The following is a 13,095-nucleotide window of genomic DNA, read 5'->3' as shown; positions in this document are numbered from 1 at the left end:
GCAAGCAGCCCTTTAAGCAAACAATCTCGCGCTTATCGCGCGAAACTACAATCCCCAATCATATCTTTTTTAAGAAACAAGTCTTTAGCACGATGACCCCGCATTTATCGACTTTCGCCTCAATCTCACTCTCATTGCTTGTTAGGCGGATATTTTTAATCGTCGTGCCACGCTTAATCGTGCTTGAAGCACCTTTGACTTTCAAATCCTTAATCACACTCACACTATCGCCATTCTCTAATGTAGCTCCATGTGCGTCTTTTGCCATACTATCTCCTTGCAATCTATAATCAAATACCAAATCTCATTTGCTAGATTCTAGCTTACGCGCTCATCAGCCCGCCACTGATGTAATTTACCATGTGGAGCTTTTGCACGAGCTGCGAGATAAGCCCGCGCATTTCTCGGCTTAGGTTGTCGTTTTTTATCATCGCGTCAAAATCCTGCAAGCTGATGTTTGGCGACTTGGCACTTAGAAAATCCACCGCCATCATGTCATCGCGATTTAGCACGCCATCAGCCTGGAGCTGGCGCGCCATGAGCTTGAAGCTATCCACATCAGCAAGCCCATGCTTCACATAGCTCTTGGCATTCATCGCGGCACTTAGCTCTTTGGAAGGAGTGAAAGTGTCTTTGATTTTATGGAGTGAGTCATAGGGGTCTTGCGCACTACCAAGATTCTCATCAAGCCCCTTAACCCCGCTAACCCCCTGCGCCGCCTGGGCTCTGGCTAGCTCACTTGCTTGTGTATTTGGCGCAAGGGCGTTTAGGAAGCTTTGCATACTAAAATCCTCTTTCACAGCATTTGTGGATTCTGGCTTAGATACCGCGCTCTCTGCGGATTTACTAGAATCTAGTTTGGATTGTGCGTTAGACTCCGGGGTGGCTTGGAGATTGCTCTGGAGATTTGCCCTCTGGGCAAAAAGCTCGCTTAGGGCTTTTGTCTCTTGCGCGCTGGTGCTACTTGTGATGGTATTCATGGATAGTCCTTATACGATATTATGTTATTCACCAAAGCAAAAGCCATTCCCTAATCCAACAACATTAACATACAAGCACACACATTGCCAATACCCCATAAATGCGCTAGAATCTCGAAAGTCCCAATCATTCATAAGTCTTGCGCACAAGCATACAAACAAAATTAAGAGTAAAGGAGCATTTATGGCGCTATGTGGCTTTTGCAGAAAATTGCGCTTCCGCCCCAGCGATGTGATTTTCATGGTGCTGATGTGTGTCGCGCTGTATTTTGTCTATCAATACCAGTTTGCAGAAATCAAGCGTGAGCATGCCCAGAAAAACGCAGCGCGCAAAGAAGCATTCAACGCCTTGCAAAAAGCTTGTCTCATGGGCGATGAAAGTGCATGCCAAAAAGCCTATGGCAGCACTGCAAAATCCACCAAATAGCGCCAAGCGCCTAAGCTCTCATTTAAGCATTCTAGGCTACAATCGCGCTTCAATTTTAACCCTAAAGCAGACTTATGGATACGCACTCTCTCTATCGCCCCAATGTCGCTGCGATTTTGCTCCACCCAGACTATCGCCCAGAGCAGCCTAGCACGCGCTTGTTTTTTCTCGCCGAGCGCCTTGACATGCCAGAGATTTGGCAGTTTCCACAAGGCGGAATCGATGAGGGCGAGAGCCCAGAGCAAGCACTCCTACGCGAGCTAGAGGAGGAGATAGGCACGCGTGAGGTGGAGATTCTCGCAGAGTATCCAGAGTGGGTGAGCTATGACTTCCCAGAATCTGTAGTTACCAAAATGCGCCCCTACATAGGGCAAAGACAGCGGTATTTTCTCGCTAGACTCCTGCCCCATGCCACAATCACACTCGCCACACACACGCCAGAATTTTCACGCTATGAGTTTGTGAGCTATCATGAGATTTTTGCGCGTGTGAAGCATTTCAAGCGCGATGTGTATAGGCAAGTGCTAAGTGGATTCCGCGATAAGCTGGAGCAAAAAGGAGCCAGAGAATGTTGATCGTCCAAAAATACGGCGGCACAAGTGTGGGGGACTGCGAGCGGATCGAGAATGTCGCCAACCGCGTGATTGACGCACTCCATACGCATGAGAATCCCCAGATGCTCGTAGTCGTAAGCGCGATGAGTGGGCAGACAGATATGCTGATAAACTACACCAAATACTTCACTCCACTGCCAAAGCCCAGGGAAGTGGATATGGCACTAAGCGCTGGGGAGCGCGTGAGCGCGGCACTACTAGCTATCGCACTAGAATCCAAAGGCTACAAGGCAATCTCACTTAGTGGGCAGATGGCGGGGATTTTGACAGACTCCACGCACACAAAAGCACGCATAGAATCCATCGACACCACCTACACCAGATCGCTGCTAGAGCAAGGCTATATTGTGATTGTCGCGGGATTCCAAGGTGTGGATACTAAGGGCGAGATCACCACGCTTGGGCGAGGTGGGAGCGACCTCTCTGCTGTCGCACTCGCAGGCGCACTAAAAGCCGATCTATGCGAAATCTATACCGATGTCGATGGCGTCTATACCACCGACCCTAGAATCGAAAAAAACGCTAAGAAAATCGACAAAATCAGCTATGATGAAATGCTAGAGCTTGCGTCAATGGGGGCAAAAGTCTTGCTTAATCGCTCTGTGGAGCTAGCGAAAAAATGGGGCGTAACACTTGTAACGCGCAGCTCTTTTACTCAAAAAGAAGGCACACTTATCACAACAGAGGAGAATATCATGGAGCAGCCCATTGTAAGCGGAATCGCACTCGATAAAAACCAAGCGCGCGTAAGCCTAGCTGATGTGCGCGATCGCCCGGGCATTGCCGCAGAGATTTTTGGTGTGCTAGCTAGTGGGAATATCAATGTGGATATGATTGTCCAAACAATCGGCAGAGATGGCAAAACCGACATAGACTTCACAATCCCACAAACCGATGTCGAGCAGACAAAGCAGATTCTCGCGCCATTTGCCAGCGATGTAGAATCTATCGACTATGACTGCAATATCGCCAAAGTCTCTATTGTGGGCGTGGGCATGAAGTCCCACTCTGGCGTGGCAAGCGTGGCATTTAAGGCATTGGCAAATGAAAATATCAATATTATGATGATTAGCACAAGCGAAATCAAAGTCTCCATGATCATAGAATCCAAACATGCAGAAATAGCCGTGCGCGCGCTGCATAATGCCTATGAGCTCGACAAATAGGCTAGATATGGAGACTATGGATTTTCGCACTTGGCTTGTGGAGAGCATGCGTGCAGAGTGCAAAAAATGGGCAAACGACATCGCATGGCTTGAAGTCGAGCGCAATCTCTTTGCCGATACGATTATCCGCGCGATCAAGCATATTATAAACGGCGGTGCGCTCCTGCTTGCTACAGATGAGAGACGCGAGTGGTTTGGCTCCTATGCGCTCTCTCGATTCTACTATGGCGGCACGCAGCGCCCGCTTATGCCTATTTTCTCACTAAACCGCATGCTCGATCAAGACTTTCGCCTCCAAAAATCCAATATGGAGCATCTCATCAATATGCTTGATATCGCCTATGGGGATTATATGTTTTGGTATGTCGGGCAGCCAGAATCTAAGCTTGCAGATTTGTGTATAAGTAAGGAATACGGGCTTTTCTGGGTGCTTGGTGGAGGGATTAAAGGTGCGTTTTCACTCAATCCTAGCGATGAGTTCCTTGACTACAAGCTCATCGAAATGCTCAAGCTTTTTGAAGCAGCCATTTATGAGAGCATGCTTAATCGCATTATTGTAGAGTAGAAGCGGGCGATTGGCAGGCATGGCATGATAGGCGAAATCATCTTAGTAAATAGTATCGAGCAAGAGCTAGAATCCCAGCTTGAAGCCCTGCCTCCAAGTGGCGTGCGCGTGTATGAAGACAAAGAAATCCAGCAAAAGCACATTCATGAGATAATCACCGAAGCCCACATCGCCACAGATGAGTTAAAAACAATCATCATCGCCGCACACTCTTTCCGTATCGAGGCGCAAAATGCCCTGCTAAAAATCCTAGAAGAGCCACCAGAAAATGTGAAATTTCTTCTCATCTCACGCAACAAAACTGCCTTTATCCCCACAATCCGCTCGCGGCTTATCCTCCAAGACAAGCGCAGCAAGCAGGCTATCGTGCCTTTTGCACTAGATTTGCGCACACTAAGCCTAGAATCCATCTACCACTTCACCCGCGAGCTAGCAAAAGATGAGCGCGATAGCAGAATCCACGGGCGCGAGCTCATCTCCTCACTCCTGCTCTCTGCCGCCCAATCGGGCATAAGCTTAAGTCAAAAAGAGCTAGAGAGCTTTGATAGCGCGCTACATGAGCTAGAAAACTACCGCCCCAAGCACCTTGTGTGCTTAAATCTCCTGCTCATGCTTAAGCGCGTGCATTCTGCCCCAAGTGCGCAACATCAAAACCGCCAATATCCCCAAGGACGCTCCCATGCACTGCACTAGAATCGCGCCAGAATTTTTGCACGCCGCGCTTGATTTCATAGGCTGCGACAAAAGTGGGGCGCACATCATGGGAAAAAAGGGTGAGATTTGGCTGTTTTATCTCCGGGACTTGCGCCCAGAGCAGCTCCATATCCTAAAGCAAGAGCTTCTAAGCGTAGGCGGTGATCTTGCCACACCAAGAGAAGCGATCCTTAGCCAAAATCCCCCCTACAACGCCCTGCTTATCGCTACAAAATCCCAGCTTGAGCGCGTGATTGCTAAATGCAAAATCCAGCCATTTGGACTAAAGCTTCTAAGCCAAATCCTGCGCGACCATTTGCGCCATAGCACAGAATCCACGCCACAATCTAGCACAGAATCCACCATGGATTCTCATCAATCCAGCCGCCTAGATTCTCCCATCATCATGCCTATTATCAACCTAACTCCCGATAGCTTCTATGCCCCATCGCGCCATGATAGTGCGCGCGCCATAGAGTCCATAACCGCACTTATTGAGCAAGGAGCAGCACTCATCGATATCGGCGCAGCCAGCTCACGCCCAGGCAGTGCGCTGCTAGATTCTGCCACAGAAATAGCGCGGCTTAGAGAGGTATGCGAGTTTATCAAACATGAGAATCTCCATAAGCGCGCGCAATTTTCTATCGATACTTATAATGCCAAAACTGCGGCATTCGCACTAGAATCTGGATTCTCCCTCATTAACGATGTCAGTGCGCTTGGCGATTCTGGCATGATTGATGTGATACGAGATTTTCATGCTGATGTGATTCTTATGCACACGCGTGGCACGCCAGAAAATATGAGCACGCTTACAGACTATGCACACCTTATCAGCGAGATAGATGAGTTTTTCACACGCAAGCTTGAGCTACTAGAATCCAACAATGCAGGCGAGGTGATTTTAGACATCGGCTTTGGCTTTGCTAAAAACACCGCACAAAATCTCGCGCTTATCCAGCATCTAGCGCATTTTAAGCACTTTGGCAAACGCTTGCTTGTAGGAGCAAGCCAGAAGCGCAGTATCGGCGAGATCTTAGGCGATCCTGATAGAGAGCGTTTAAGCGGCACTCTCTCCTTACACCTCCTAGCTCTCCAAGCAGGGGCAGACATCATTCGCGCCCATCATTTTGCAGAGCATTGCGATATGCTAAAGATTTTTCGCGCCGTAGGGCAAGCAAGCATGTATGCGCTATAATGCCAAGCATTTTGTCTGCTTAGCACACATAACACACGACAAGGAGAATTTGTGAAAAAGCTGCTACTTTGGCTACTTGGGATTATCGCAGGGCTGCTATTTCTGGTTTATATCCTGCTTTTTAGCCCCATTGGCAATGCGATATTTAAGCCCATTATCCAATCCCAAATCAACACCCACTCGCCAATCCCTCTAAAGCTTGACACATTCTCGCTAGGGCTCACAGGCGCACACATCGTGCTAAACCACGATGAAAAGCTTATCATCGATCTGCATGGCGACTATAATCTTTTCACACTTGGAGTGGATTTGGGGCTTTTGATAGATGCAAATGATATTTCACTTTTTGGCGATATGGTGGGTGTGGAGCTAGCTGGGAGCTTTGAAGTAAGGGCAAGAGCGCAGGGCAAGGTATTTGACACGCTTGCAATCAATGCCACCAGCGACATCGCCAAGTCTAAAAGCGTGCTAAATCTCACACTTGAAAACCTCGCCCCAACAAAAATCACCGCAGACATTAGCGCGCTTAGGATTGATGAGGCGCTTGCCATGGGAGGGATCAAACCCTATGTGAGCGGGATTCTAGGGCTTAAGGCTGACATTAGCAGCAAGGAAAATGCCTTCAATGGGCGGGCAAATCTGGCTATCACACAAGGCATATTCTCCCAAGCCCTTATCCAAAAAGACTTTGATATCACAATCCCACGCACAAGCTTCACCACAAATGCCAGCGCAATTTTCAATACCGATACCATCAAGCATAATCTCGCCTTTAATGCCAATGTAGGCAAAATCCTCTCCTCTGGCACGACCCAAATCGCCCCACTTCTCACCAAAAGCACCTATGCCATTAACCTTAGCGACATTAGCGCATTTACTCCGCTGCTTGGCATGAAAGTGCGTGGTGCTCTTCGCAGTAGCGGCGAAGTCGTAGGCGGCATGGAGTCGATGAAAATCACAGGTCAAAGCGACATCGCAGAATCTAGCACCACATACAGCGCCTTGCTAGAGTCATTTGCTCCACAAAAAATCGCATTTGACATTAAAGGCTTGAGAGTCGAGCGCATTCTCTCCATGCTCTACCTACCACAATTTATCACAGGTATAGAAAGCGCCAGCGGGGAAGTGTGGGATTTTGACAAAGGCATAAGCGCACAAGTAACTTCTAGCCTAAAGGGCACAATCCAAGGCGCAGTGGTGCAAAAAGAATTTAACCTTGCCATGCCAAACACGCCTTTCTCCTACAAGAGCAATGCGCGTTTGCAAAAAGGCATGGGCGAGGCGGATTTCACAATGGACTCTAAGCTCGCAGAAATGGTGCTAAACCCTATCAAAATCAATCTAAACTCCACTGCCATATCCACACCCTACATCATCAAAATCCCCAACTTAAAAGCACTCAAATTTCTAACAGGAATCGAGCTTGCAGGGAGCATAGAGGCAAGTGGGCGCGCAAAGATTAGCGACACTATTCAAGCTGATTTTCAAACCACCAGCCTAGGTGGAAAAATCAATGCAAGCTTGCAGGGCGATGATTTTAGCGCCAAGCTTGATAATATCGATACGACTTCACTGCTAAAAATGCTCCAATATCCCCAAGTTTTTAGTGCTAAGGCAAATGGGGATCTCACCTACAATCTCACCAAAGAGAGTGGGAATCTACACGCGGTGCTCTCCCATGGGCATTTTATGAAAAATGATCTCACAAATGCAATCCAGCGCTACACAAACACAGATGTTACGGGGCTGCTTTTCGAGGGCGTAGGCGTGGATTGCGGGATTGATAAATTCAAGCTCACGACGAAATTTGGTGCAAAAAGCGGGGATTTCTCCATGTATGGCGAAAATATCCTAATCGATCTTGAAAGATCCACAATTAACGCCAAGCTCAAAACCGCGATCAAACAAGATTCTGTCGATGTGCATATCAATGGCACAATCAATGCACCAAAGGTAGATGTGGATTTCTCTGAGCTGGCGAAGAAAAAGGCAAGCGAAGCACTCAAAAAAGAGCTTAATAAACAACTCGACAAAAACAAAGACCCCGCACTTGATATGCTAAAAGGCTTGTTTAAATGACCTGCCAAAATGCCTCAAACATAGCAAGGGCACTGCCCACGCCCAAGCGCTTGGTGATAAAAATTGGCAGCTCGATACTCACACAAGCGCTAGATTCTACTTTTGAAAATATGGATTCTGGTCAAACACAAGTAGATTACCACGCTGCTGCCACAGCACCTGGCAATGAGGGCAAAACGCCTGCTAGCCAAAAGGTGGATTCTAGTGTGCAAGTAGCGCGCATACAAGCTCTGTGCGCAGAAATTGCCGCACTTAAAGCCACTATCCCAGAAATCATACTCGTCTCCTCGGGTGCTGTGGCATGTGGCTTCAGTCTGCTTGGCTTCCCTAGCCGTCCCAAAGACATTATCGACAAGCAAGCCTGCGCAGCAGTGGGACAAGCACGCTTGCTATGGCATTATGAGCAGGCATTCCGCGAGCATGGCTTACAAATCGCCCAAATCCTGCTCACCAAAGATGACCTCTCCAACCCCAAGCGCTATCTCTACGCTAGCGCAGCACTTCGCAGACTGCTGGAACTGCAAGCTATCCCTATCATCAACGAAAATGACCCTGTGCTTGTCGATGAGCTCAAATATATTGAGACATTTGGGGATAATGACAATCTCGCTGCACTAGTGGCGGGCATGGTTGATGCGGATTTATTACTTATCCTATCAGATGTCGATGGGCTCTATACTGCCAATCCAGCGACCAACCCAAGTGCCAAACGCATTGGTGAAGTGCATGCGATTGATGAGAGTATCTTCGCACTTGCAGGAGAGAACCCCACAAGCGGCGCAGTAGGCACAGGAGGCATGGCAAGCAAGCTCCATGCTGCCAAAAAGGCAGTGCAGCGCGGCTGCAATGTAGCTATCATCAAAGGCGATGATGCGCGCAATATCAAAGCATTTCTCTCTGGGGCAGACATAGGCACCTACTTCCACCTCCCCACAAGCAACATCAAAAAGCGCAGATTCTATATCGGCTATGTCGCTATCCCTCAAGGCAAGCTTATCGTGGATTCTGGTGCGCTTAGGGCGCTTAGGGCAAACAAATCTCTCCTGCCAAAAGGCGTGCTAAGCGTGGAAGGGATCTTTGAAGCGGGCGATGTAGTGAGTGTGTATGATGAGTGCGGGCAAGAAATCGCGCGCGGGAAATCGCGCTACAATGCACACGATAGTCGCCTCATCATCGGCAAAGACTCGGCGCGCATTGGCGAGATTCTGGGGCAAAGCTATGGCGATTGCCTCTTGCACAAAGATGACATTGCCCTACTTGACACATAAGGACCCACATGAAAGCGATATTAGAGCATATCAAACGCGCTAGCCAGATTCTAGGACAAAGCGATACACGCACGCGCAATGGCGCACTGGCAAATCTCGCCAACGCGCTAGAATCTAATCGCGAGCAAATCAAAGCAGCAAATGCCAAAGATATCCAAGCTGCGCGAGAATCTGGGCTCAAGCAATCTCTCATCGATCGGCTTGTGCTTGATGATAAGGCGATAGACTCCATGATACGCGCAGTAGAAGAGATACGCGCACAAAGCGAGGTGCTAGGCGCTGTTACTGGTGGAGGAGTGCGCCCTAGCGGGATTACAATCACCCAAATACGCGTGAGTCTTGGCGTGGTGCTTATCATCTACGAGTCCCGCCCTAATGTAACGATTGATACAGCAGCGCTATGTCTAAAATCTGGCAATGCGGTGATTCTAAAAGGTGGGAAAGAAGCGAGATTTTCTAATGCTGCGCTCATGGCATGTATCCACCAGGCACTAGAATCTAGCGCACTCCCCAAAGAATGCGCTTACGAGATAAACTCCCTCTCACGCGAGCAGATCGCCACGCTTCTCCAAGAGCGCGGATATATCGATGTGGTGATCCCGCGCGGAGGCAGTGCGCTTATAGATTTTGTCGTGTGCCATAGCAAAATCCCTGTCATCTTCCATGATAAAGGTGTGTGCCATGCCTATATCGATGAGAGTGCAGATGTGGAGTGTGCCGTGCGTGTGTGTGTGAATGCCAAGGTCTCGCGCCCAAGCGCATGTAATGCAATAGAAACAATCCTTATCCACAAATCCTGCTTAGAATCTATCCTGCCCTGTTTGGCAAAGGCGCTGTGGGATAGCGGCGTGGAAGTGCGTGCAGATTCTATCTGCTATGGGCTACTAGAATCCAAATCCCATAGGGTTGCCAAAGAGCCTAGAATAGATTCTGGTGATTTTAAAGGGCTAGATGTTGCGCTATCTAACCCTGGCTTGCTGGCGCAAGGGAGCGAGGAGGATTATGGTGTGGAGTTTGGCGCTAAGATTCTCGCGCTCAAATGTGTAGAATCCATGGACGAAGCGATTGCCCATATCACACACCATGGCTCTAAACATAGTGAAATCATCATCACACAAAGCCTAGAAGCGAGCAGGAGATTCTGCGCACTTGTCGATGCGAGCGCGGTGTTTGTAAATGCTTCAAGTCGCTTCAATGACGGAGGGGAGTTTGGACTGGGGGCAGAAATGGGCATTAGCACGCAGAAGCTCCATGTGCGTGGTCCCATGGGCGCAATCCACCTCACCACTACGAAATACATCGTGCATGGCGAGTGTAGCGACGATTGCAAAGGCACTATCCGCGAGTGAGAATCTAAAAGGTGGGTAGAAGTGAAGGCTAGCTAGAATCCCTCGATTTTCTTTTGTCTCATATAGTGCTCTAGCTTCTCGTCGGTTTTAATTTCATCATAGAGACTCTTTGAAATACGACTCCGCTCTACATCAATATCAGCAATGACATTTTCAATAAAGTGTTTAAAATTCTCATTTTTGCCGATAAGCTCATCAATCACACTCAAATCTGGCTCATCTTTATGCTCTGCATAAATCTTAATCTCAAACTCCTCCAAACGCGTGCCAAAGGTGATCACACCAATGCCAAAGCGGCTATTTAGCTTATTGAGCTCTTCTAAAATCTCACTTTCAATACTCCCAAACACTGCTAAATATCCGTAATCTGCCCAACTAGAATTAGAGACTGCTTGAAAATAGCTCTCTTTTAAGTTATGCCAGCCTAGATTTTTCTTTAGCTCAAAAGAGTAGAGCTGCGCTTTGGGGCATTCCAGTTTGTTTAGCAGTATTAAAGTTTCCTCCTCTCGAAAATCACTAAAGGCAAAACGCACGCCTACGATGTCTGGATATATCCACTTATCTCTACCTTTTTTATCTTTTTTGCTCTCCTCGTGATAAATGGTTTTGCAAAGCAAATTTAACTCACTTTCATTTGCAAACTTTACAAACAGCGGGTGCAAATCACGCTCATGGAAGCTTGCTTTCTCCCCTTTAGATTCTGCGCTTTGACTTTCTTTATCCTCTATTTTGGCAATCTCGCTTGGCGTATGCTGATAGCTTTTGTCTCTTAGCCCAAAAAGCCTAGGGCGCTTTGAAATACTGATGAAAGGGGAATTTTCCTTTTTCACACTTGTGTAAAGTTGTGCAGCAAGCGTATGCTCCGGTGTAGCCCCTGTGGAGCCGATTTTTTTATCAAGCCCCTTTTGTAGAATCTTATCCCAAATATCAAATACCTTAAGTGGCGTAGGCGAATCCCATAAAACCTCGATAGCTGCTTGTAAAAATGTGTAAGCCATTTCATCACTCCTTTACATGCTTAAAAACAGCGCAAAAGCACAGGTAGCAAAGCCCCGCCCGTGCTCCCCAGCACGAGCTGCTTCAATCGCGGCATTTAACGCTAAAAGATTAGTTTGATCAGCAATCTCTGCGATAAATCCTAGAATCTTTTTAATATCATACCACTTCTTGCGCCTTACTATCAACACCCTGCATAGATTCTGTAATTTCCCTTACCGCATTTGCCGTCTCTTCTAGCGGCTTGCGGCTAACTTTCTAGCAAGTCTCTATATCGCACAACATCTCTTTGACTATGTATTTTGGGCGCGCTTTGATCTCTTGATATGCCTTGCCAATATACTCTCCAATGATCCCAAGGCTTAAAAGCTGCACCCCGCTCAAAAAGCACAAAAGCACTGCAAGAGATGTCCAGCCTTGCACTGCTTGATGGGCAAAAATCTTTACCCACAGCACATAGAATCCAAACAAAACAGACAGCACAAATAGCGCACCCCCCACCGCACTCACAAACCGCAAAGGCGCGATAGAAAAGCTCGTAATCCCACTCCACGCAAAAGAAAGCATTTTTCTCAGGCTGTATTTAGACTCGCCAGCAAATCGCGGCTTCACATCAAAATGCACAATATCCTGCTTAAGCCCTATGTCTAGCACAATGGCACGCAAGAACAAATTAGATTCTCCATATTGAAACAACGCCTTGAGTGCGCGATGACTAAGCAAGCGATAATCAGCGTGATTTTTTACAATCTTTACTCCAAATACTTCCATAAGCTTGTAGAAAAATAGCGCGCTATATTTTTTAAACACAGAATCCGTGTCTCGATCATTGCGCACACCAAGCACCACATCAGCACCATTGCAAAACTTCTCTACAAACTCTATAAGCTTCTCTTCATCTTGCTGCAAATCACAATCAATACTAATAGCACAATCACACTTGCCAAGCGCGTAATGTAGCCCAGCCAAAAGCGCGCTTTGATGACCGAAATTCCTTGCAAGTCTTATGGCTAGAAATTGCGGCTGATTGCTCTTAACGGGGGGGGGGGGGAATTTAGCGCAGCATCTCTCATATATCGCTCATCAAAATGCGCCTTGGCAATCTCCCAAGTCCTATCGCTACTGCCATCATCGACAAGCACTAATGCGCTTTCTTTAGCTATGGCGTTAGATTGTATCATTTGTGCGAGTTTAGATTCTAGCACACACAAGGATTCTAGCAGCACTTGCTCTTCATTAAACGCCGGCACAACTAGATAGAGCTTAGGGCTTGCAGCCACTCTTTTTGCATTCATTTTCTTACCACCCTCTTGCCACCGATGATTATAAAACAACATTAGAGCATAAAACCGCTTAAACAGCACATAAGCTAGCTCTATATGGAATCTAACTTCACCCTAAGTTCTTATCGACAACAAAACATATCTACCTATAGTTTCACTTCATCTACTGGGAGTAAATCACTATCAAAATACAACCTTCCATATCATAACTTTAATACAAACAAGCGTGCCTATCTCCCCAAACACCATATAAAAACATCAACCACCCAACACATATCAATAAAAAGAGATAATAAATACATATAGAATCTAAACAACCCCAAGCAAACATAAAAAAGCAACAAAAGCTAGCAATAAAAACATAAAGCAGACAGAATAAAAGAGTAAGAATAAAAAACTATCGCAGTAGCAAAAAAGAATAAAAACAATCTCCCTTATCCCTGCATCGACCTACATTCCCACACCTGAAAGATGCAG

14 protein-coding genes and 1 pseudogene are annotated in these 13,095 nt (G+C 47.1%); 9 read left to right on the top strand and 6 right to left on the bottom strand.

The window, feature by feature from the left end; translation table 11 throughout:
* Nucleotides 1-58: 58 nt before the first annotated feature.
* Together Q0171_RS04825 and Q0171_RS04820 are read right to left on the bottom strand one after the other, a co-directional pair.
* Nucleotides 59-268, bottom strand: a complete 210-nt coding sequence (locus Q0171_RS04825) for an alkylphosphonate utilization protein (protein ID WP_299327335.1) — start codon at nt 266-268, stop codon at nt 59-61.
* Between the two features lie 55 nt (nt 269-323).
* Nucleotides 324-980 (bottom strand): hypothetical protein, encoded by a 657-nt coding sequence (locus tag Q0171_RS04820; RefSeq protein ID WP_299327334.1) that lies wholly within the window; start codon nt 978-980, stop codon nt 324-326.
* A 184-nt stretch (nt 981-1,164) separates the two neighbouring features.
* Between Q0171_RS04820 and Q0171_RS04815 the strand changes: the two genes are divergently transcribed.
* The 9 genes from Q0171_RS04815 to Q0171_RS04775 all read left to right on the top strand — a co-directional run bounded on the left by Q0171_RS04815 (nt 1,165) and on the right by Q0171_RS04775 (nt 10,339).
* Nucleotides 1,165-1,407, top strand: a complete 243-nt coding sequence (locus Q0171_RS04815) for a hypothetical protein (protein ID WP_299327333.1) — start codon at nt 1,165-1,167, stop codon at nt 1,405-1,407.
* 74 nt (nt 1,408-1,481) lie between these two features.
* A complete protein-coding gene (locus Q0171_RS04810) occupies nt 1,482-1,982 on the top strand; it encodes an RNA pyrophosphohydrolase (RefSeq protein WP_299327332.1) in 501 nt (166 codons plus the stop codon).
* Entirely contained in the window at nt 1,976-3,187 is a 1,212-nt protein-coding gene (locus Q0171_RS04805; RefSeq protein ID WP_299327331.1) for an aspartate kinase, read from the top strand. Before Q0171_RS04810 ends, Q0171_RS04805 begins: the two co-directional genes overlap by 7 nt.
* Nucleotides 3,188-3,203: 16 nt before the next feature.
* The gene (locus Q0171_RS04800) at nt 3,204-3,752 is read left to right on the top strand and encodes a HobA family DNA replication regulator (RefSeq protein ID WP_299327330.1); all 549 of its coding nucleotides are present in this window, start codon (nt 3,204-3,206) and stop codon (nt 3,750-3,752) included.
* A gap of 24 nt (nt 3,753-3,776) precedes the next feature.
* Entirely contained in the window at nt 3,777-4,445 is a 669-nt protein-coding gene (locus tag Q0171_RS04795; RefSeq protein ID WP_299327329.1) for a DNA polymerase III subunit delta', read from the top strand.
* Complete coding sequence (gene folP / locus Q0171_RS04790; RefSeq protein WP_299327328.1) at nt 4,432-5,643, top strand: dihydropteroate synthase; 1,212 nt, start codon at nt 4,432-4,434, stop codon at nt 5,641-5,643. Before Q0171_RS04795 ends, folP begins: the two co-directional genes overlap by 14 nt.
* 51 nt (nt 5,644-5,694) lie before the next feature.
* Nucleotides 5,695-7,722: a hypothetical protein gene (locus Q0171_RS04785; RefSeq protein WP_299327327.1), complete on the top strand. Its 2,028-nt coding sequence runs from the start codon at nt 5,695-5,697 to the stop codon at nt 7,720-7,722.
* Entirely contained in the window at nt 7,719-8,990 is a 1,272-nt protein-coding gene (gene proB / locus Q0171_RS04780) for a glutamate 5-kinase (RefSeq protein ID WP_299327326.1), read from the top strand. Before Q0171_RS04785 ends, proB begins: the two co-directional genes overlap by 4 nt.
* 8 nt (nt 8,991-8,998) lie before the next feature.
* Entirely contained in the window at nt 8,999-10,339 is a 1,341-nt protein-coding gene (locus Q0171_RS04775) for a glutamate-5-semialdehyde dehydrogenase (protein ID WP_299327325.1), read from the top strand.
* 32 nt (nt 10,340-10,371) lie between these two features.
* On the opposite strand, the gene Q0171_RS04770 is transcribed toward Q0171_RS04775, so the two are convergent.
* The 4 genes and pseudogenes from Q0171_RS04770 to Q0171_RS04755 form a co-directional block, all read right to left on the bottom strand.
* Nucleotides 10,372-11,337 carry an HTH domain-containing protein gene (locus Q0171_RS04770; protein WP_299327324.1) on the bottom strand — a complete coding sequence of 322 codons (966 nt, stop codon included), beginning with the start codon at nt 11,335-11,337 and terminating at the stop codon, nt 10,372-10,374.
* A gap of 45 nt (nt 11,338-11,382) precedes the next feature.
* Nucleotides 11,383-11,472, bottom strand: a pseudogene (locus Q0171_RS04765) (methyl-accepting chemotaxis protein); the annotation flags it as partial.
* Between the two features lie 121 nt (nt 11,473-11,593).
* On the bottom strand, nt 11,594-12,304 hold the full coding sequence (locus tag Q0171_RS04760; RefSeq protein WP_299327323.1) for a glycosyltransferase: 711 nt from the start codon (nt 12,302-12,304) through the stop codon (nt 11,594-11,596).
* Between the two features lie 41 nt (nt 12,305-12,345).
* On the bottom strand, nt 12,346-12,630 hold the full coding sequence (locus Q0171_RS04755) for a glycosyltransferase (protein WP_299327322.1): 285 nt from the start codon (nt 12,628-12,630) through the stop codon (nt 12,346-12,348).
* Between the last annotated feature and the right edge of the window lie 465 nt (nt 12,631-13,095).

It is taken from the genome of uncultured Helicobacter sp. (assembly GCF_937906905.1).
Lineage (GTDB): Bacteria > Campylobacterota > Campylobacteria > Campylobacterales > Helicobacteraceae > Helicobacter_B.
Note: the sequence above shows the minus strand (reverse complement) of the source record. Positions and strands in the feature narration are given on the sequence as shown.